Annotated in this window: 15 protein-coding genes, 3 tRNA genes and 1 other RNA gene; 9 read left to right on the forward strand and 10 right to left on the reverse strand. The window is 53.4% G+C overall.

Annotated features, from left to right (window positions below):
- Nucleotides 1–149: 149 nt before the first annotated feature.
- Nucleotides 150–818, reverse strand: a complete 669-nt coding sequence (locus RAC60_RS02915) for a riboflavin synthase (RefSeq protein WP_033741155.1) — start codon at nucleotides 816–818, stop codon at nucleotides 150–152.
- Between the two features lie 193 nt (nucleotides 819–1011).
- Here RAC60_RS02915 and RAC60_RS02920 point away from each other — a divergent pair, with 193 nt between their 5' ends.
- The 6 genes from RAC60_RS02920 (at nucleotide 1012) to RAC60_RS02945 (ending at nucleotide 5081) form a co-directional block, all read left to right on the forward strand.
- Nucleotides 1012–2385, forward strand: a complete 1374-nt coding sequence (locus RAC60_RS02920; protein ID WP_006118979.1) for an MATE family efflux transporter — start codon at nucleotides 1012–1014, stop codon at nucleotides 2383–2385.
- Nucleotides 2386–2537: 152 nt separating this feature from the next.
- Nucleotides 2538–2614: transfer RNA gene (locus tag RAC60_RS02925), tRNA-Val, on the forward strand.
- Between the two features lie 3 nt (nucleotides 2615–2617).
- Nucleotides 2618–2694: transfer RNA gene (locus RAC60_RS02930), tRNA-Val, on the forward strand.
- Nucleotides 2695–2704: 10 nt separating this feature from the next.
- Nucleotides 2705–2781 (forward strand) — tRNA-Val (locus RAC60_RS02935).
- 344 nt (nucleotides 2782–3125) lie between these two features.
- Nucleotides 3126–4538 carry a pyruvate kinase PykF gene (gene pykF / locus RAC60_RS02940; protein WP_033741152.1) on the forward strand — a complete coding sequence of 471 codons (1413 nt, stop codon included), beginning with the start codon at nucleotides 3126–3128 and terminating at the stop codon, nucleotides 4536–4538.
- A 306-nt stretch (nucleotides 4539–4844) separates the two neighbouring features.
- Nucleotides 4845–5081: a major outer membrane lipoprotein gene (locus tag RAC60_RS02945; RefSeq protein WP_006118977.1), complete on the forward strand. Its 237-nt coding sequence runs from the start codon at nucleotides 4845–4847 to the stop codon at nucleotides 5079–5081.
- A 244-nt stretch (nucleotides 5082–5325) separates the two neighbouring features.
- Here RAC60_RS02945 and RAC60_RS02950 read toward each other — a convergent pair whose 3' ends face one another.
- Genes RAC60_RS02950 through sufA form a run of 7 tightly spaced genes read right to left on the reverse strand, consistent with a single transcriptional unit; the run spans nucleotide 5326 to nucleotide 11925 of the window.
- On the reverse strand, nucleotides 5326–6288 hold the full coding sequence (locus RAC60_RS02950; protein WP_289366856.1) for a L,D-transpeptidase family protein: 963 nt from the start codon (nucleotides 6286–6288) through the stop codon (nucleotides 5326–5328).
- 55 nt (nucleotides 6289–6343) lie between these two features.
- Complete coding sequence (gene sufE, locus RAC60_RS02955; RefSeq protein WP_006118976.1) at nucleotides 6344–6760, reverse strand: cysteine desulfuration protein SufE; 417 nt, start codon at nucleotides 6758–6760, stop codon at nucleotides 6344–6346.
- Between the two features lie 21 nt (nucleotides 6761–6781).
- Nucleotides 6782–8005: a cysteine desulfurase SufS gene (gene sufS / locus RAC60_RS02960; RefSeq protein ID WP_054633960.1), complete on the reverse strand. Its 1224-nt coding sequence runs from the start codon at nucleotides 8003–8005 to the stop codon at nucleotides 6782–6784.
- Nucleotides 8005–9282, reverse strand: a complete 1278-nt coding sequence (gene sufD, locus RAC60_RS02965) for a Fe-S cluster assembly protein SufD (RefSeq protein WP_110267580.1) — start codon at nucleotides 9280–9282, stop codon at nucleotides 8005–8007. Before sufD ends, sufS begins: the two co-directional genes overlap by 1 nt.
- A complete protein-coding gene (sufC, locus tag RAC60_RS02970; protein ID WP_006118973.1) occupies nucleotides 9257–10003 on the reverse strand; it encodes a Fe-S cluster assembly ATPase SufC in 747 nt (248 codons plus the stop codon). Before sufC ends, sufD begins: the two co-directional genes overlap by 26 nt.
- Nucleotides 10004–10049: 46 nt before the next feature.
- Nucleotides 10050–11543, reverse strand: a complete 1494-nt coding sequence (gene sufB / locus RAC60_RS02975) for a Fe-S cluster assembly protein SufB (RefSeq protein WP_033741147.1) — start codon at nucleotides 11541–11543, stop codon at nucleotides 10050–10052.
- Nucleotides 11544–11550: 7 nt separating this feature from the next.
- The gene (sufA, locus tag RAC60_RS02980) at nucleotides 11551–11925 is read right to left on the reverse strand and encodes a Fe-S cluster assembly scaffold SufA (RefSeq protein WP_006118971.1); all 375 of its coding nucleotides are present in this window, start codon (nucleotides 11923–11925) and stop codon (nucleotides 11551–11553) included.
- A gap of 391 nt (nucleotides 11926–12316) precedes the next feature.
- Here sufA and RAC60_RS02985 point away from each other — a divergent pair, with 391 nt between their 5' ends.
- Entirely contained in the window at nucleotides 12317–12721 is a 405-nt protein-coding gene (locus RAC60_RS02985; RefSeq protein ID WP_375092573.1) for a hypothetical protein, read from the forward strand.
- A gap of 30 nt (nucleotides 12722–12751) precedes the next feature.
- Here the strand turns inward: RAC60_RS02985 and RAC60_RS02990 are convergent, their stop codons facing one another.
- A complete protein-coding gene (locus tag RAC60_RS02990; RefSeq protein WP_375092574.1) occupies nucleotides 12752–15805 on the reverse strand; it encodes an FAD-binding and (Fe-S)-binding domain-containing protein in 3054 nt (1017 codons plus the stop codon).
- Nucleotides 15806–16012: 207 nt separating this feature from the next.
- Here RAC60_RS02990 and ydiK point away from each other — a divergent pair, with 207 nt between their 5' ends.
- Nucleotides 16013–17107 (forward strand): AI-2E family transporter YdiK, encoded by a 1095-nt coding sequence (gene ydiK, locus RAC60_RS02995; RefSeq protein ID WP_039340615.1) that lies wholly within the window; start codon nucleotides 16013–16015, stop codon nucleotides 17105–17107.
- A 259-nt stretch (nucleotides 17108–17366) separates the two neighbouring features.
- Nucleotides 17367–17476: antisense sRNA RprA (gene rprA / locus RAC60_RS03000), an RNA gene on the forward strand.
- A 203-nt stretch (nucleotides 17477–17679) separates the two neighbouring features.
- On the opposite strand, the gene ppsA is transcribed toward rprA, so the two are convergent.
- A complete protein-coding gene (ppsA, locus tag RAC60_RS03005) occupies nucleotides 17680–20064 on the reverse strand; it encodes a phosphoenolpyruvate synthase (protein ID WP_205954505.1) in 2385 nt (794 codons plus the stop codon).
- Nucleotides 20065–20173: the final 109 nt, after the last annotated feature.

Below are 20173 nucleotides of genomic sequence, written 5' to 3' on the forward strand. Positions count from 1 at the left end.
CCGGCTCAGGTCGGTTGGTTGAGATGCCGGGGCGACGAAACGCGACGGCGCGTCAGCGGTTTCCCGATAAAAAAGCAGCCCTGATAACAGGGCTGCTTTTTTTGCAATACCCGCATGCGGATGACAACAAGATTGTTGCCAGGCGGGCCTTATTCGTGATCGGCTTCCGGCTGATCGGCCTGCTCCGCAAGTGCCTTCACGGCAGCGGCTTCACGCTGCGCCAGCACGCGCTCTACCGTATCCACAATGGCCTGTGTATGGGGATCGATTTCAATGTTGACCCGATCGCCAAAGGTTTTGGCTCCCAGGGTGGTGCGCTCCAGCGTTTCAGGAATCAAATGGACGCAGAACTTCGTTTTTGTCACATCACCCACGGTCAGACTGATGCCATCAATGCCGACAAATCCTTTGTGCAGGATGTATTTCATCTGCAGAGGATCCTGAATCCTGAACCACACTTCGCGATTGTTTTCAGAGCGGATAATTTTGCAAATTTCTGCCGTGGTCATGATATGGCCCGACATCAGGTGTCCGCCAATCTCATCACTGAATTTGGCCGCGCGTTCAATATTCACCACGTCGCCCTGGCGCAAGTCGCCCAGATTGGTCACGCGTAAGGTTTCTTTGATCAGGTCAAAACTCACCAAATCACCGTTAATCTCGGTAACGGTCAGGCAACAGCCGTTATGGGCCACGGATGCGCCAAGTGCCAGGCCTGGCACCAGTTCAGCGGGAAGCCGGACAACATGAGTACGGAATAAACCTTTATCTTCAATGGACACGATTTCTGCGGTGCCCTGCACAATACCGGTAAACATAATCTTTGCCTCTGTGAAGTTTGCCTCCAGTTTATCACAGGCGCGCTTAACTTTTAGATTTCAACGTGCTGAGAGATGCGCAACCGCAAAGCGTGACAAAGATTGGAGAAATCGGCTGCGGCAGTTACACTAGTCCCGACTTCGCCTGAAGTCGTCCTCATTTCCTTATTAATCACACAAGTCAGGTGTTTACGTGCAGAAGTATTTAACAGAAGCGCGTCAATTGCTGGCCCTCGCGATTCCCGTTATCCTGGCTCAGGTGGCGCAAACCGCGATGGGATTTGTAGATACCATTATGGCCGGCGCCGTCAGCGCCACGGATATGGCCGCCGTCGCTGTTGGCACGTCCATTTGGCTTCCCGCCATCCTGTTTGGTCATGGTGTTTTACTGGCATTGACGCCGACCATTGCGCAACTTAATGGTTCAGGTCGCCGCGAGCGCATCGCTGAACAGATTCGTCAGGGGTTTTGGCTGGCGTTTTTTCTCTCATTGCTCATCATGCTGGTCCTGTGGAACGCGGGCTATTTTATTCGCTCGATGCACGATATCGATCCGCTGCTGGCTGAAAAAGCGGAAGGTTATCTGCATGCCCTGCTGTTTGGCGCGCCGGGTTACCTGTTTTTTCAGGTGATGCGTAACCAGTGCGAAGGGCTGTCTAAAACCAAGCCCGGCATGGTGCTGGGCTTTCTGGGATTGATGCTCAACATTCCGCTCAACTATGTCTTTATCTATGGGCATTTTGGTATGCCCGCGTTGGGCGGTGTGGGCTGTGGCGTCGCCACCGCCTCCGTTTACTGGGCGATGTTTATCTGTATGCGCTTTTGGGTGCGGCGCATGCGCAGCATGCAGGATATCCGGCCTGAACAGCGCTGGTCATCGCCCTCGGCCGCCATTCTGAAACGTCTGGCCGGTCTGGGCCTGCCTGTCGCCCTGGCGCTGTTTTTTGAAGTGACTCTGTTTGCCGTGGTGGCGCTGTTAGTCTCCCCGCTGGGCATTGTGAATGTGGCCGGTCACCAGATTGCCCTGAACTTCAGCTCACTGATGTTCGTGCTGCCGCTGTCACTGGGCGTCGCGACAACCATTCGCGTGGGCTATCGTCTGGGTCAGGGATCAACCGAACAGGCGCGCGTGTCCGCCTGGACCGCGCAGGGCGTGGGCGTGAGTATGGCCGTGCTTACGGCGATCTTTACGGTGACCTTCCGCCATCACATTGCGCAGCTCTATAACGATAACCCCGACGTAGTGACGCTGGCTGCTCAACTGATGATGCTGGCCGCCATTTACCAGATTTCGGATTCCATTCAGGTGATTGGCAGCGGTATCCTGCGCGGTTACAAAGACACAAGGTCTATTTTCTTTATAACCTTTATCGCCTACTGGCTACTGGGGCTGCCTTCAGGGTATATCCTGGCGTTGACCGACTGGGTGGTGCCGCGCATGGGCCCGGCAGGATTCTGGTGTGGGTTTATTGTCGGCCTGACCTCAGCCGCCGTCATGATGCTGTGGCGGGTTCGGCGTTTGCAGCAACTCCCGGCCGCGTTAATCCTTTCGCGCGCATCGCGTTAAAAGCAGAACGGGCCGTAACAGGCCCGTTACGTTCAAAAAAACGACGCTTCGCACAGATGATGTTCATTCATTTGCAATTTTGCGTTTTTCCCCTTGCCAGCCTTCTGCGCTGTCGTTAATATTCGTCCCCGCTGTCGCCCTGACAGCATGTTGCGCTCTTAGCTCAGTTGGTTAGAGCACCACCTTGACATGGTGGGGGTCGATGGTTCGAGTCCATTAGAGCGCACCAAGTGCGTCCGTAGCTCAGTTGGTTAGAGCACCACCTTGACATGGTGGGGGTCGGTGGTTCGAGTCCACTCGGACGCACCAAATTTACTTTGCGCTCTTAGCTCAGTTGGTTAGAGCACCACCTTGACATGGTGGGGGTCGATGGTTCGAGTCCATTAGAGCGCACCACTCTTTTACTTCCTTTCTTCACTTGCGCAACAACCCATTTCTTGATTTACATTACCTTTACGTACTGTTTTTCGATTGGTTTTCGCATACTTAGTGATTATACTGGCCGCGTTGTTTACTTGAAAGGTTTCAGCGACTACGTGCTTATGACGATAATTAAGATTGTTTGCGCAACAACGTCCCGGTGGTTAAGCCAACTAACCACGCAACTTCTCTGCACGCCTGGCCTTCGTCACCTATTCTTATCCTGTATCACCCTTTTCTCTTTCAACCAGCGTTTTCATTTCGGTGCGCTGTCATCGAAACCCTATTTATCATCCATCACAACTTACAGATAACCCGTCATGAAAAAGACTAAGATCGTTTGTACTATCGGCCCAAAAACCGAATCCGAAGAGATGTTGACCCAGCTGCTTGAAGCAGGCATGAACGTGATGCGTCTGAACTTCTCTCACGGCGACTATGCAGAACACGGTCAGCGCATCACCAATATGCGTGCTGTCACCCAAAAAACTGGCATTCCTGCCGCTATTCTGCTGGATACCAAAGGTCCGGAAATCCGCACCATGAAGCTGGAAGGTGGCAATGATGTGTCACTGAAAGCTGGCCAGACCTTTACTTTTACCACTGACCAGAGCGTGATTGGCAACAGCGAACGTGTTGCGGTGACGTATTCTGGCTTTGCCAACGACTTGAAAATCGGCAATACCGTTCTGGTTGACGATGGTCTGATCGGCATGAAAGTGACTGAAGTCACCGAAAACAGCGTCATCTGTGAAGTCCTGAACAACGGTGATTTAGGTGAGAATAAAGGTGTTAACCTGCCAGGCGTTTCTATCCAGTTGCCTGCGTTGGCCGAGAAAGACAAACGCGACCTGATTTTTGGTTGTGAACAAGGCGTTGATTTCGTTGCCGCGTCCTTTATCCGTAAGCGCTCTGACGTGCTGGAAATCCGTGAGCACCTGAAGCAGCACGGCGGCGAAAATATTCAGATCATCTCTAAAATTGAAAACCAGGAAGGCCTGAACAACTTCGACGAGATCCTGGATGCGTCTGACGGCATTATGGTCGCCCGTGGCGATTTGGGCGTTGAAATCCCGGTTGAAGAAGTGATCTTCGCGCAGAAGATGATGATCAAAAAATGTAATAAGGCGCGTAAGGTTGTTATCACCGCCACCCAGATGCTGGATTCCATGATCAAGAATCCACGCCCTACTCGCGCAGAAGCCGGCGACGTAGCGAACGCCATCCTGGACGGGACGGACGCCGTCATGCTGTCGGGCGAAAGTGCGAAAGGCCGTTATCCGCTGGAGTCGGTCACCATCATGGCGACCATCTGTGAGCGTACCGACCGCGTGATGAAGCCGCGCATTGATGAGCAGAATGACAACCGCAAACTGCGTATCACCGAAGCGGTGTGTCGTGGTGCCGTTGAAACCGCCGAGAAGCTGGAAGCGCCACTTATCGTTGTCGCAACAGAAGGCGGTAAATCAGCGAAGGCCGTGCGTAAGTACTTCCCTAACGCCACCATCCTGGCCTTAACCACCAATGCCACCACAGCGCGTCAGTTGATTCTGAGCAAAGGTATTGAGACGCGTATGGTCAGCGAAATTGCCTCAACTGACGATTTCTATCGTCTGGGTAAAGAAGCGGCGCTGGAAAGCGGTTTTGCTCAAAAAGGCGATGTTGTTGTGCTGGTTTCTGGCGCGCTGGTGCCAAGTGGAACCACGAATACCGCATCGGTACACGTGCTGTAATACGGGGTTTATGGCTTTATTATCGAAAGCGCCTTAAAAGGCGCTTTTTTTATGGGCTTTGTAATACAGATTCCTGAAAACGCCAGCCCAAAACAACAATAAAAACGCCCCTGAAATTAAGGTTAATCCGATTAAATCTCTCTGTTTTAGCTAAATTTTTTTATCTTCTTCTTTGATCCGCTGTTTCTTTGAGCGAACGATCATGTTTAAGCATGTTCTTATCAAAAAATTATTCTCAAGTTAAAAAGCTTTGTGTAATACTTGTAACGCTACATGGAGATTAACTCAATCTAGAGGGTATAAATAATGAATCGTACTAAACTGGTACTGGGCGCGGTAATCCTGGGTTCAACTCTGCTGGCTGGTTGCTCAAGCAACGCTAAAATCGACCAGCTGTCTTCAGACGTTCAGACTCTGAACGCTAAAGTTGACCAGCTGAGCAACGACGTGAACGCAGTGCGTTCTGACGTTCAGGCTGCTAAAGATGACGCAGCTCGCGCTAACCAGCGTCTGGACAACCAGGCTCACTCTTACCGTAAGTAAGAGTTCTGGTTTTAAAAATGGTGCCCTTGTGGCACCATTTTTTTTGTCTGCTGATCCGCAACTAACGCCTTCTCTTTCACTGATGCCGCGTCGTTCGTCGACAGCACGTTTGCCCTGTCCTGCCTCCTTTACTGTCGCGACTGTCCGTTAGCCCCATTCCGCATCGGTTATGTCCAGGCAGGCCTGTCGCCTCAATCTGCTTGGGTTAGTGCACTGACAGGACTCGCGCCCTGTCCCGCATTAATTAGTGTGCCGACAGGACGCTCGCCTCATCCTGCACCGGCTCACCGGCACTGACCAGCACCGGCATGCCCGAACGGCGCGTCAGCGTAGCGTTAATCAAGGCCTGGTCACTTTTCTCGCTCTTCATAAACGTCCTGAAGCCCGCACTTAAGGCCAGAGGCGCGGTTTGCGGATCGTCTTTCTCGCTGCGCGACAAGGGCTGATGGACTTCAACGTAACGTTTGCCATCGGGCTCAACGGTATATTTCACCGGTTGGTTAATCACCTGCACACGCGTTCCCACCGGCACCGCATTAAACAGCGCTTCAATATCGTCCGTGCGCAGGCGAATACAACCCGAACTCACGCGCATGCCGATACCAAAATTGGCATTAGTACCATGGATAAGGTATTGCCCGGTTCCCCGTGCCATACGCAACGCATGCAGCCCCATAGGGTTATCCGGGCCTGCGGGCACCACTGCAGGCAGGGTAATGCCCTCTTTCGCGTAGCGCTTGCGAATATTCGCGGTAGGCGTCCAGGTGGGGTTGGGGATTTTCTGGCTGATGCTGGTCACCATCACAGGCGTCATGATCCCCATCTGACCGATACCAATCGGATACACGATGACCTTGTTTTCACCTTTTGGGTAATAGTACAACCGCAGTTCCGCCAGGTTTACCACAATGCCTTCGCGTGGCGTATCCGGCAGAATCATCTGTAGCGGAATGGTCAGCTGCGTACCCGGCCTGGGCAACCACGGATCGGTGCCTGGGTTCGCTTCCAGCATGCCCAGCAGGCCAACCTGATAACGCGCAGCGATATCTTCCAGCGGGCGTTTATTATCTGGCACCTGGGTAACAAGATTTTCACCTGTCAGGCGGCTGCCAGGCGGCGGCAAGGGATATTCGGTAGCAAAACCGGGTGCAGAGAGCCCAAAACAGGTCAGCAGCAATGCACCGGCTATATAAAAAGCAGGTTTCATGCGATGTTCTCATCAGACAGTAAAAAGACGCCGGATGGCGTCTTTGGAGTGTATCTTAGCTGAGGTTCTGAGCGGTATGGCGAATTGACTTAATCATCGCCTCCAGCCCCTGCGAGCGCGTCGGCGTGAGGTGCTGAACGAGGGCCAGTTCGCTGAACCAGTGGCGAACATCCAGTGCCACGATTTCAGCGGGTTGCAGGTTCTGATAAAGGCTAAATACGATAGCAATCAGTCCTTTAACGATAGCTGCATCACTGTCACCTTCAAAGGCGATCGTACCGTCTGCCTGCGGGGTCATCTTGATCCACACCTGACTCTGACAGCCGGTAATGGCATTTTCAGGCTGGTGCAGTGTTTCAGACGATTCCGGGAGTTTGGCACCTAATTCAATGATGTACAGATACTTCTCTTCCCAGTTAGCGCAACGATTAAAGTTGCGCACCAGTTTCTCTTTTTCTGGCAACGTGGCCATGAATCACTCCGTTTACGTTGTTCAGCCGCCCAGCAGGCGATGAATACGCGTCAGACCTGCCGCCAGCCGATCCACTTCGTCTTCACTGTTGTAGAACGTGAAAGAAGCGCGACACATCGCGGGGACCTGATAATGGCGCAGCAGCGGCATAGCGCAATGGTGGCCGGTACGAATCGCGATACCGTACTGATCAAGGAAGCTGCCGACATCAAAGGCGTGATGTTTGCCCAGGTTAAAGGCAATCACACCGGTACGCTGCTGCGAACCGTAGATCTGGATATCCGGCACGGAGGCGAGCTTATCAAGCGCATAATTCATCAGGATTGTTTCCCGCTGATGAATCGTATCCAGTCCCAGCGCCTCAACATACTCCAGCGCGGCGCCCAGACCAATGATGCCACCGGTATTCGGCGTTCCGGCTTCAAAACGCCACGGTGCCGTATTCCAGGTGGTGCCGGTGGGCAGCAGGACTTCACCAATCATCGATCCGCCCCCTTCCCAGGGCGGCATGATGTCCAGCAGCGCCTTGCGGCCATACAGCACGCCAATGCCCGTTGGGCCATAGAGCTTATGGCCGGAGAACACATAGAAGTCGCAGCCGATATCCTGTACATCGACGGCGCTGTGCATCACGGCCTGCGCCCCGTCGATCAGGGTAACCACACCTGCTGCCCTGGCCTGCGCGACGATGGCTTTGACCGGATTCACCGTACCAAGCACATTGGACACATGGGTGACCGCCAGCAGGCGCGTGCGACTGTCAATCAGCCCCGCCAGTTGATCCAGCGCCAGCTCACCGTTGTCGGTCAGGGGCAGTACCCGAATTTCCGCACCACAGCGTTCAGCCACCATCTGCCAGGGCACGATATTCGCATGGTGCTCCATCTGCGTGATAATCAGGTTATCACCGGGTTGCAGTTGACTGCCCGCCCAACTGTTGGCAACCAGGTTGATGCCTTCCGTCGTACCTTTAACAAAAACGATTTCTTCCGCAGAAGCCGCATTCAGAAAACGTGCCGCCTGTTCGCGAACGTTTTCCATATCGCTGGTTGCCTGCTGGCTGAGCGTGTGAATACCGCGGTGCACGGCGGCATAGCCGTGCTGGTAGAAATGGCTTTCGGCATTGATGACCGACAAAGGACGCTGTGCGCTGGCCGCGCTGTCAAGGTAAGCCAGCGGATGACCGTTGACCTCACGCTTCAGAACCGGAAAATCCGCTCTGATACGCTCGAGATCGAAGTTCATCATGAGTTGTCTCCTGGAAAACGCTGAGCAATGCGCTGGAGCACCGCCTGGCGAAGAACGGGGTTCTCCAGCGTTTCGGTTAACTCAGCCGCAAAGGCGTGAATGATCATGGTCTGCGCGGCATCCTGCTCAATACCGCGCGAACGCAGGTAGAACATCTGCTCGTCATCAATACGGCCTACGGTCGCACCGTGGCTGCATTTAACGTCATCGGCATAAATTTCCAGCTGCGGCTTGGTATCCACTTCGGCCAGGCGGCCTAACAGCAGATTGTTGTTGGTCATCTGACCATCTGTCTTTAACGCATGCTGCGCCACTTTGATGTGGCCGTTAAAGACCGCACGCCCTTTGTCACGCACGATGGTTTTGTGCATCTGACGGCTCAGGCAGTGGCCTTTGTTGTGCTCAAGATAGGTGCGGGTATCCGCCACTTCCTGATTCACGGGCAGCACCAGACTGTTCAAAGAAAGCTGGGTGTTTTCGCCATTGAGCTGCGTACTGGTGTTATGACGGCTTAAACCCGCACCCAGTAAGAAGCTGGTGCTGGTCACCTGCGCATCACGGTTAATCACGATGTCATTATGGGCAAAGTGATAACTTTTAGTGCTTTCAAAGGCCAGCTTGGTGTGCTTCAGCGTAGCATTATCAGCGACAGCAAAGGTAAAACGACCGCCGGTGAAGTGCGCGCTGTCGTTCAGCGTGACATAGTGCTCGATGACTTCCGCTTCTGCACTCTCTTCCAGTTGCAGATGATGACGGTAATGAACGGTGTTCATGCCATCATCTTTGCCGCTGGTGATGTGCAGCAGATAAAGCGGACGTGAAGCCGCCTTACCGCGCGGCAGACGAACATGGGTCACTTCTTCAGCCAGGCTTTCCGTCAGATGCAGAAAGACTTCTGGCTGAATGGGCGCAGGCAGATCGCGACGCTCAGCGGCAACGCTGTGCTGAATCTCGAAAAAATCAGTCCCGGTCGCGCTCAGCGCAGACTGGAATTTGCCGTCGACAAACACCAGACGAATGGCATCCAGCGGCAGAGCGAGCGCTTCAACCTGTGAAGCACTCACGTCCTGAGACTCAGGCAACACAAAGTGCTGTGCCAGCAGGCCATCCAGCGGCGTGTATTTCCAGTTTTCATGCTTGCGCGTGGGCAAGCCCAGACGCATTAACTGCTGCCAGTGCTGCTGTGCCTGCATGGAGCGCAGTTCACCGCGCGATTCAAACAGGTGGTGCCACTGTTGCAGCGCAGTATCACTCTTCGTCGGTAAGCCAGCCATAACCCTGCTCCTCCAACTGTTTCACCAGCGAGAAGTCGCCAGATTTCACGATCTTGCCCTGATACAGCACATGCACAAAATCAGGTTTGATATAGTCCAAGATACGCTGATAGTGCGTGACGATGATGAACGCACGCTTCTCATCGCGCAGGCTGTTTACGCCGTTAGCCACGATTTTCAGGGCATCGATGTCGAGACCGGAGTCCGTTTCGTCCAGAATGCACAGATCGGGCTCAAGCGCGGCCATCTGCAGAATATCGTTACGCTTCTTCTCACCGCCGGAGAAACCGACGTTGACAGAACGGGTCAGCAGATCTTCAGGCATCTTGAGCAGATTAATTTTCTCTTCGATGAAATCCTGAAAATCAAAACGATCGAGCTCATCCTGCTGACGGTATTTGCGCACTGCGTTCACAGAGGTCTGCAGGAAAAACTGGTTGCTGACGCCAGGAATTTCAACCGGATACTGGAACGCCATGAAGATCCCTTCACCCGCGCGCTCTTCCGGCTCCAGCTCCAGCAGGTCTTTGCCTTTAAAGGTCACTGAACCGCCGGTAATTTCATAGTCTTCACGGCCAGCTAAGGTCGCAGACAGCGTACTTTTACCTGAACCATTCGGTCCCATGATGGCATGAACTTCGCCCGGTTTAATCTCAAGGTTCAGACCACGTAAGATCGCTTTGTCTTCAACGCTAACCTGTAAATCTTTAATACTTAACATACTTATTCCTTCACATTGCTTCCGGCAACGCGTGTGACGGCGTCAATCAGCCCACACTGTGCTCAAGGCTGATGGCTAACAGTTTTTGTGCTTCCACTGCAAATTCCAGCGGCAGCTCAGAGAATACGTCTTTACAGAAGCCGTTCACGATCATCGAGATAGCATCTTCTTCACTGATGCCACGTTGCAGACAATAGAACATCTGATCTTCGCCGATACGTGAAGTGGTCGCTTCATGCTCCAGCTGGGCGGTGTTGTTGCGGGTTTCAACATACGGGAACGTATGTGCTCCACAATCTGGCCCAATCAGCATGGAATCACACTGGGTAAAGTTACGTGCGTTGGTGGCAGTCGGCATGATTTTCACCAGGCCACGGTAGGTGTTCTGGCTTTTACCGGCAGAAATACCTTTGGAGATAATCGTCGACCGGGTGTTTTTACCAATGTGAATCATCTTGGTACCGGTGTCCGCCTGCTGGCGTCCGCTGGTTAAGGCGACGGAGTAGAACTCGCCCACGGAGTGATCGCCACGCAGGATACAGCTCGGGTATTTCCAGGTAATGGCCGACCCGGTTTCCGACTGCGTCCAGGACATTTTACTGTGGTCGCCTTCACACAGCGCACGCTTGGTCACGAAGTTAAGGATACCGCCCTCGCCTTCACCGCCCGGGAACCAGTTCTGCACGGTGGAGTATTTCACTTCCGCATTCTTGTGGATGATCACCTCAACCACCGCTGCGTGCAGCTGATAGCTGTCACGGACCGGTGCAGAACAGCCTTCAATGTAGCTGACATAGCTGTCTTCATCAGCAATCAGGATGGTGCGTTCAAACTGACCGGTTTTCGCCGCGTTAATACGGAAGTAGGTTGACAGCTCCATCGGACAACGCACCCCTTTCGGGATGTAAACAAAGGTACCGTCTGACGCAACCGCTGAATTCAGGGCAGCGAAGAAGTTGTCGTTGGGTGGCACTACCGTGCCCAGATATTTCTTCACCAGCTCCGGATGATCGTGAATGGCTTCACCGAACGAGCAGAAGATAATGCCCTGTTCCGCCAGCTTGCTACGATAGGTGGTGGACACCGACACCGAGTCAAAAATGGCGTCAACCGCCACTTCCTTGCCTTCACGCACCGGTACACCCAGTTGGTTGAAGGCGTTTTCCACTTCCTGCGTCAGGTAATCGTTGGCAGGCGCCGCGCCTGAAGCCTGCGTGGCTCCCGGCTCCGACGCACAGGTATCGTCACAATTGCCGCACGACGGCGCGGAATAGTAACTGTAATCCTGATAGTCGAGCTTTTCGTAGTGCGCTTTCAGCCAGTGTGGCTCTTCCATTTCCAGCCAGGCACGAAAAGCTTTAAGCCGAAACTCCAGCATCCACTCTGGCTCGTTACGCTTAGCCGAAATTGCGCGCACGACATCTTCATTGATGCCGTTGGCAAATTCTTCGGTTTGCAACTGGGTAAAGAAGCCCTCTTTATAATTGAGCTTGCCTTCCCACATTTGTACATCGTCAGATGTTTCGCTGTGTCGTGACATATTTCACTTACTCGACGCCAAAGCTTTCACCGCACCCGCAGGCGTGTTGAGCTTTAGGGTTATTGAATTTAAAAATTTGATTCAGGCCTTCACGGACGTAATCCACTTCAGTGCCATCGATAAATGGCATCGCCTGAAGCGGTACAAACAATGTTGCGCCGTAGTAGGTAAACTGCAGGTCGTCATCTTCTGGTTGCTTCACCAGATCCATGACATAACCAAAGCCGGCACAACCGGATTGTTTAATCGCTAAACGCAGGCCCTTGACTTCTGGGTTTTCTGCGGCCAGATTTAGAATTTGTTTCGCTGCGGTTTCGGTCAGCGTTAACCCTTTCCACACATATTCGTCAGGTGAGAAAGAGTCTGCATTCACGGATGACATGTTGCTACCTCTTGTGAGTCCGGACCTTTTCAGGCTATCCCCCTATGGTAGTGATCTCACTGATCACTTCAACCTCTTGTTTTGCAGGGATAATCATTAGGTGCTGTTTTTAACAGCGCATTTATTAAGCATAGCGTCTTCAGCCAGGCTTGCATTCGCAAAACAGGCAGGAAGCTCGACCCCGTAACCTGTTAATAACTGGTGAATTTTAAAATCATCACTTTATGATAAATCCTTTATTGATAGGTTACGCCTTTCTGTGTTGTAAACAGATTGTTATTTCCGATTATACCGACAGGTGAAATAAATCGGAAAAAAATTCTCATTTGCCAATTGCAATCGCTGCTCAGTTGAATATGATAATTATTATCATTCAGCATCAGGATGCGTTATGTCGTTATCGGTTTCCGCCTGGCTTCAGCACAAACTTGATGAATACCGTTTTTCGGTTCGCGATCTCACTGTCGATTTTTACCTGGCGCAGGCCAGACTTGACCGGGCTGAGTGTTCCGTTCAGCAGTTACGTCAGTTCAATGATACCTGTCTGGATATGGCAGAACTTTGCCAACTGAACGGTGACGACCAGAGTTATTTGCATGCCATGGGTAAGCTTCATCACCGACTGGTCGTAGAAATGCAAAATCCCGACCGGGATCGGCTGTTTCGCATTCAGTCTTACCAGCTGGCAAGACTGTCACTGACCCGGCTATGCCACCAGCTGGCCATTACAGGTGAATGGGAACAGGCGACGGTGCTCCAGAGTAACTTTGTCAAACATGCAGGCTGGATATTCTAATCCAGCCTGCGGTTGACGTCTCCTGCCTTTTTACACCAGCTCAAGCAGAGCCTGAAGCGGATGGCGCATGCCATTGCCTTCAACACGTTTAACCTGGCTCCGGCAGGAAAAACCGGTTGCCAGACAGCGTTGACGCGGCAGCTTTTGCAACTGCGGATGCCATGAGAGCGCATATATGCCCAGCGAATTGTCCAGATTTTTGCTCTCGTGTCCGTAAGTGCCCGCCATGCCACAGCAGCCCACGTTGATGTTTTCCAGCTTTGCACCAAAACGTAAAAAAATCGCCTGCCACTGACCGGGCGTTGCAGGCAAGGCGGTGACTTCGGTGCAGTGCGCAAACAGGTACCAGGCTTCGCCGCTGGCAATCTGGACGTCACGTTCCTGCACCGCATTCTGCAACCATTCATGCACCAACAGCACATTGAAATCGCCCCGCGCCTCCCCCAGCGTCTGACGATATTCATCGCGATAACACAGGACCGTGGCGGGATCGATGCCGACCATTGGCATGCCCAGTCGGGCGACGCGATTGAGAAAATCGGCGGTTTTACTGGCCGTGCGGGCAAAGCGTTGTAAAAAGCCTTTAACGTGCTGTGCCTTACCGTTTGGCGAGAAGGGCAACAGAACAGGTTGATAGCCGAGTTTCTCAATCAGTTTGATAAAGTCGCTGACCAGCCGGGCCTCATAGAAGCTGGTAAAGGGATCCTGCACCACCAGCACCGTTTTCGCCCGCTGCGCCTCCGTCAGCCCTTCAAGCTGTTCCAGCGTCATCTGCATTGCCGGATGGCCGCTCAGCTGCTGTTTGAGAGTGGGTGAGGAAAGCAAGGGCAAATCCACCATGCCAATGTGCGTTTTGCTGAACGATGCGGCCCAGGGCTGTTTAAGGAAGAAGTTAAAGACCGTAGGCGCTTTTGCCATCACGGGCGCATAGCTTTCCACCGCGGCCACCAGATGATCGCTCAGGGGACGAAGATAGCGCGTATGATAAAGCTGCAAAAAACGCGAGCGGAAAGCCGGCACGTCAATTTTAATCGGGCACTGGGTTGAACAGGCCTTACAGGCCAGGCAGCCTGACATGGCGTCCTTCACTTCATGCGAAAAATCATATTCCCCTTTATTGGCATACCAGGTGTTCCGCATGCGGCCAACCAGCCCCCGCAACGACAGTGTCTTCTCCGGCAGTTTTTTCTCCAGCATCACCGGATCCACGCCCTGCTCTGCCAGCAAGCGCAGCCATTCGCGTGTTAAGGTGGCGCGCCCTTTAGGTGAATGAATGCGGTTGCGGGTGATTTTCATCGAGGGGCACATCGGGCTGCGCACGTCGAAATTGAAGCACAAGCCATTACCGTTACATTCCATCGCGCCACGCCAGGTGTCACGCACCTGTACAGGAATCTGGCGGTCATAGCTGCCGCGTTTAATGGCATCCACCTGCATCATCGCCGCATCGCTGTTGTAAGGCGTACAGATCTTGCCGGGGTTCAGCCGGTTATCGGGATCGAACGCCGCTTTGATACGGCGCAGTTCGTTGAACAGGGTGTCCCCGAAGAAGGCCGGACTGTATTGCGCGCGAAAGCCCTTGCCATGTTCGCCCCACAGCAGACCGCCATAGCGCGCGGTCAGTTCGACCACCTCATCAGAAATCTGCTTCATCATCATTTCCTGATGCGGATCGCACATATCCAGCGCAGGCCGGACATGGAGCACGCCCGCGTCCACATGGCCAAACATGCCGTAACTCAGTCCATGGCTGTCAAGAAGCGCCCGGAACTCGACGATGTAGTCGGCAAGGTGTTCCGGCGGCACGGCCGTATCTTCGACAAACGGAATCGGCTTCGCCCGCCCTTTCGCATTGCCCAATAATCCCACCGCTTTTTTACGCATGTTATAAATGCGTTCGATGCTGTCCAGGTCGTTACAGCGTTGATAGCCAATGACGCCGCCTTCCTGCTGCGCGATCAGCGCATCAAGTCGGCTGCACAGTTGCGTCAGTTGCTGCTCAATTTTCGCTTCGTCATCCCCGGCAAACTCCACAATATTCAGCCCTGACATCGTTTTGTCGGGAACATCGGTGATCAGCGCTTTCACCGAGTGCCAGACGATGTCCTCCCGTGCCAGATTGAGCACTTTCGAGTCCACCGTTTCGACGGACAGAGCCTGCGCCTGTACCATCAGAGGCGCATTGCGCAAAGCAGAATCAAAGGAGTCGTATTTGATATTCACCACGCGCCGCACTTTAGGCAGGGGCGTAATGTCCAGCCGGGCTTCACTGATAAAGGCCAGCGTGCCTTCTGCGCCGCACAGCAGGCGCGTCAGGTCAAACGTTTGCATATCGTCGCTGAAGACATGACGCAAATCGTAGCCAGTCAGGAAGCGGTTCAGTTTGGGAAATTTTTCCAGAATCAGGTCACGCTGTTCGCGACATCGCGTCAGGACCTGCTGATAGATGCGGCCCTCTGGCGTGGGCGTTTGCGCCAGGCTTTCGGCCAGCGCCGTGGGCATGGGCCGGGTATCCAGAATATCGCCCCCCAGCAGGACCGCCCGCAACCCAAGAACATGATCAGAGGTTTTACCATACACCAGCGATCCCTGGCCGGAGGCATCGGTATTGATCATGCCGCCCAGCGTAGCACGGTTACTGGTCGACAACTCTGGCGAGAAAAAGTAACCAAACGGTTTCAGATACGCGTTAAGTTGATCTTTAACCACGCCCGCTTCTACACGCACCCATCCCTGTTCGGTGTTAACCTCCAGGATACGGTTCATGTAGCGGGACATATCCACAATAATGCCCTGATTCAGTGACTGGCCGTTAGTGCCGGTCCCGCCACCGCGCGGGGTGAAAACCAGACTCGAGAACGCCGGGTCCCCCGCTACGCGGGCAATCAGCGCGACATCAGCCGTCGAGCGCGGAAACAGCACCGCATCGGGCAGCAGCTGATAGATGCTGTTGTCGGTTGAGAGAGAAAGCCTGTCGGCATAACTGGTGGCGGTATCGCCGGTGAAGCCCTGTTCTTTGAGGGTTTCAAGGAATGTCAGCACTCGCTGGATAAGACCCGGTGCCTGAGAAATCTGTGGGATCATGATTCTGTGACCAAAGATGTTGTGTAGGTTTGCGTCTGTCGCGTACGTTAATCTCCTGTTTTATCACATTTCTGTCAGCCCTGTCGTTTTTTCAGGAAAGGCTGAAACCATTTCTTTACAAGCCTGTTTAAACGCCCTCAAATAGCTCATGATGACGGGTCACTGTCATCCCCTGCGTTGACGGATCTCAAAGAGGTAATGCTTAAGATGAAAAGCCTGGAACGGCAGATAGACCTTCCCCAAATGTTGTTCACTCTGATATTCATTTTGCTGTTGATTGCCGCCTGCTTATGGGTGGTGCAACCTTTTATCCTCGGCTTCGCCTGGGCCAGCATGGTAGTGATTGCGACCTGGCCGTTGATGCTGAGAATTCAGCGACTGCTCTGGGGCCGGCGTTCTCTGGCCGTCATTGTGATGACCATTCTGCTTCTGCTGCTGTTTATTATTCCGGTTGCCCTGCTGGTGAACAGCCTGATTGATAACAGTGCTCCGGTAATTGCCTGGGCGACGCAGGGCCATATGCTGCCGACGCTGAGCTGGCTGAATGACATTCCTGTGGTCGGGGAAAAACTGTATGCCAGCTACCAGAAACTGGTGGCCGGCGGCGGTGCGGCCATCATGGCCAAGCTTCAGCCTTACGTCGGTCGTACAACAGGCTTCTTTGTTGCGCAGGCCGGACACTTTGGCCGGTTTATGATTCACCTGGCCGTGATGCTGCTGTTTAGCGTGCTGCTCTACTGGCGCGGTGAACAGGCGGCGCTGGGGATTCGCCATTTCGCTGTGCGCATGGCGGGCCGTCGCGGTGATGCCGCCGTTTTGCTGGCCGGGCAAGCCGTACGTGCGGTGGCGCTGGGCGTGGTGGTGACTGCGCTGGTACAGGGCGTGCTGGGCGGTATCGGGCTGGCCATCTCCGGCATTCCTTATGCGACCTTGCTGACCGTCCTGATGATCCTCTGCTGTCTGGTCCAGATTGGTCCCCTGCTGGTGCTGGTGCCCGCCATTGTTTATCTCTACTGGAGCGGCGATACGACTTGGGGCACGGTGCTGCTGGTGTGGAGCTGCGTCGTCGGAACACTGGACAATATTTTGCGTCCCGTGCTGATTCGTATGGGTGCCGACCTGCCGCTGATTCTGATTTTATCCGGTGTCATTGGCGGACTCATCGCGTTTGGCATGATCGGACTGTTTATCGGCCCCGTCGTGCTGGCTGTCTCCTATCGCCTGGTGTCCGTCTGGATGAATGAAGTTCCCAGACCACCGGTCGATCCGCTCAAAACCCTGGACGAAAAGACGGATCAATAGGCCCTGTTCTGCATTTCATATGATTAGTAGTGGTTAAGTAGGCTGGCTGATTAAGATATCACCAGCCTTTTTTTCATTAGTAGTTTTTAAGATAAAACGCATATTTAGCGCTTTAAGCCCATTTTTCGGCCTGAAATGATTATTTTTCATACATAATAACTCTCCTGAACGCTCTTAATGATGGTCAAAATATTATTTCCTTTAAACTAATAAGAGGATTCTTAAAGACGCCAGCAAGCGGTATGAATAACATATTTAACAAGTTTGAAATCAACTCACTGATTTCTAAACACCCTTATTTCCCCTGAGTAGCGTAAAGAATTGCTGTGTGTAGTCTTTGCCCATCCCCTGTGATGGGCTTTTTTTTGCCTGTCGAAAAGGGGTTGCGCCCCTTTTTCACCGGTCAGGTTGTATGAACAGGCCGAAGAGCAACCTCGCCCCTTATACGCTTTCCGCGCAAGTGATATCTCGACAACCGGAGCGGGTCAGCACTGATCAACCCCGTCTGTTTTTCCGCCGGGAATAAAAAAGCCAGCTTGCGCTGGCCTTAAAGTAACAGTGTAAACGTCGCGTCAGACAGACTTATTCAGGGCCGCCAGGCTCAGCCACGTTTCCACGACGGTATCCGGGTTAAGTGACAAACTGTCGATGCCCTGCTCCATCAACCAGGCCGCAAAATCCTGATGATCCGAAGGCCCTTGTCCACAGATACCGACGTATTTACCCTGTTTTTTCGCCGCCTTGATCGCCATGGACAGTAAGGCTTTCACCGCCTCATTGCGTTCATCAAACAGGGCAGACACGACGCCGGAATCACGATCGAGCCCCAGCGCCAGCTGCGTCATGTCGTTCGAGCCAATGGAGAAGCCGTCAAAGTGCTGTAAAAACTGCTCCGCCAGCAGAGCATTTGACGGGATTTCACACATCATAATGACCTTCAGTCCGTTCTCACCCCGCTTCAGGCCCTGGCGACCTAACTCTTCGACCACCGCCTGCGCCTGGTCCACCGTACGTACAAACGGCACCATGATCTCGACATTGGTCAGTCCCATGTCATTTCGCACCCGCTTCACCGCTTCACACTCAAGCGCAAAACAGTCGCGGAAGCTTTCTGACACGTAACGGCCAGCGCCGCGGAAGCCCAGCATGGGGTTCTCTTCTTCCGGTTCGTACCGTTCCCCGCCGACCAGATTGGCGTATTCATTGGTTTTGAAGTCGGACAATCGCACAATCACCCGTTTGGGTGCGAATGCCGCGCCCAGGGTCGCGATACCTTCAGTCAGGCGCGCAATATAGAACTCGACGGGATCGTCAAAGCCTTTCATCAGCTGACGGATGTGTTGCTGCAACGCCGGCGGTTGTTGGTCAAACTCAAGCAGCGCTTTAGGATGCACACCGATCATGCGGTTGATGATGAACTCCAGGCGCGCCAGCCCAACCCCTTCATTGGGTAAGCAGGCAAAATCAAAGGCGCGATCCGGGTTACCCACGTTCATCATCACCTTCAGCGGCAGGTCCGGCATGGTATCGACCTGCGAACTGGTCACGTCAAAATCGAGCAGTTCGTCGTAAACATAGCCGGTATCGCCTTCCGCACAGGACACGGTCACGGTATGACCTTCTTTCAGGCGCTCGGTGGCATCGCCGCACCCGACCACCGCCGGAATTCCCAATTCACGCGCTATAATCGCGGCATGACAGGTACGCCCCCCGCGATTGGTGACAATAGCGGAGGCCTTTTTCATGATCGGTTCCCAGTCAGGATCGGTCATATCGGTCACCAGCACGTCACCTTTTTCGATACGGTTCATTTCGCTGATGTCATGAATCACCTTAACCGGCCCGGCACCAATGCGATGGCCAATTGCACGGCCTTCAATGACCACATTTCCTTGGCCTTGCAGGGTGTAACGCTCCATCACCTGACCATTTGAGCGCACGGTTTCCGGTCGCGCCTGCACGATGAACAGCTTGCCGGTATGCCCGTCTTTTGCCCATTCAATATCCATCGGGCGCTTATAGTGCTGCTCGATCAGTACCGCCTGCTGTGCCAGTGCCTGAACTTCGCTGTCGTTCAGGCAGAAGCGGTCGCGTTCCGTTTCCGGCACATCCTCGATTCGCACCTGCTCGCCGTGCTCACGTGAATCGGCATACACCATCCGCACTTTTTTCGAGCCCATGTTGCGGCGCACGATTGCCGGACGCTTCGCGGCCAGTGTGGGTTTATGCACGTAAAACTCATCCGGGTTGACAGCGCCCTGCACCACCATTTCGCCCAGACCCAGCGCCGCCGTGATAAACACCACCTGATCGAAGCCAGATTCCGTATCAATGGTAAACATCACGCCTGATGCGGCCAGATCGGAACGGACCATACGCTGTATGCCTGCCGACAGGGCAACACCCCGGTGATCGTAGCCCTGATGAACACGGTAAGAGATGGCACGATCGTTAAACAGGGATGCGTAAACATGTTTCACCGCTACCATCACAGCTTCGATGCCCTGCACGTTCAGAAAGGTTTCCTGTTGTCCGGCAAAGGAAGCATCGGGCATATCTTCTGCGGTGGCCGAGGAGCGTACGGCAAAAGAGGCCTCGGCATCGTCTGCTGAGAGCTGTTCGTAGGCCGACAAAATGGCGGCTTCAAGTTCAGGCTGGAAGGGCGTTTCGACGACCCACTGACGAATCTGCTTACCTGCTTTCGCCAGTTGATCAACATCATCAATATTGGTGTCATCCAGCAATGCATAAATACGCTGGTTCAGACCGCTCTGCTCAAGAAACTGATTAAAGGCCCAGGAGGTGGTCGCGAAACCATTGGGTACCGAAACCCCCAGAGAGGACAAATTGGTAATCATCTCACCCAGAGACGCATTTTTGCCTCCTACCCGATCAACATCATGCATGCCAAGCTGGTTGTACCAGAGTACTAACGGCTGTTCGCCTTTATTGGACATTGAACTGATCCTTTATTAATGAATGGGCACATGGAAAATCCTGCTATTAACACAATCAGCCTGGCATAACGTTTTGGCAAACACGATCTGTTGAATCGTTAAAGCAGAT

The organism is Pantoea sp. BR_17 (assembly GCF_041955125.1).
GTDB classification, from domain to species: domain Bacteria; phylum Pseudomonadota; class Gammaproteobacteria; order Enterobacterales; family Enterobacteriaceae; genus Pantoea; species Pantoea stewartii.

Coding starts and splice junctions, on each gene's coding strand:
- RAC60_RS02915 (WP_033741155.1), bottom strand. CDS start 818: ATGTTTACCGGTATTGTGCAGGGCACCGCAGAAATCGTGTCCATTGAA.
- pykF (WP_033741152.1), top strand. CDS start 3,126: ATGAAAAAGACTAAGATCGTTTGTACTATCGGCCCAAAAACCGAATCC.
- RAC60_RS02945 (WP_006118977.1), top strand. CDS start 4,845: ATGAATCGTACTAAACTGGTACTGGGCGCGGTAATCCTGGGTTCAACT.
- RAC60_RS02950 (WP_289366856.1), bottom strand. CDS start 6,288: ATGAAACCTGCTTTTTATATAGCCGGTGCATTGCTGCTGACCTGTTTT.
- sufE (WP_006118976.1), bottom strand. CDS start 6,760: ATGGCCACGTTGCCAGAAAAAGAGAAACTGGTGCGCAACTTTAATCGT.
- sufS (WP_054633960.1), bottom strand. CDS start 8,005: ATGAACTTCGATCTCGAGCGTATCAGAGCGGATTTTCCGGTTCTGAAG.
- sufD (WP_110267580.1), bottom strand. CDS start 9,282: ATGGCTGGCTTACCGACGAAGAGTGATACTGCGCTGCAACAGTGGCAC.
- sufC (WP_006118973.1), bottom strand. CDS start 10,003: ATGTTAAGTATTAAAGATTTACAGGTTAGCGTTGAAGACAAAGCGATC.
- sufB (WP_033741147.1), bottom strand. CDS start 11,543: ATGTCACGACACAGCGAAACATCTGACGATGTACAAATGTGGGAAGGC.
- sufA (WP_006118971.1), bottom strand. CDS start 11,925: ATGTCATCCGTGAATGCAGACTCTTTCTCACCTGACGAATATGTGTGG.
- RAC60_RS02985 (WP_375092573.1), top strand. CDS start 12,317: ATGTCGTTATCGGTTTCCGCCTGGCTTCAGCACAAACTTGATGAATAC.
- RAC60_RS02990 (WP_375092574.1), bottom strand. CDS start 15,805: ATGATCCCACAGATTTCTCAGGCACCGGGTCTTATCCAGCGAGTGCTG.
- ydiK (WP_039340615.1), top strand. CDS start 16,013: ATGAAAAGCCTGGAACGGCAGATAGACCTTCCCCAAATGTTGTTCACT.
- ppsA (WP_205954505.1), bottom strand. CDS start 20,064: ATGTCCAATAAAGGCGAACAGCCGTTAGTACTCTGGTACAACCAGCTT.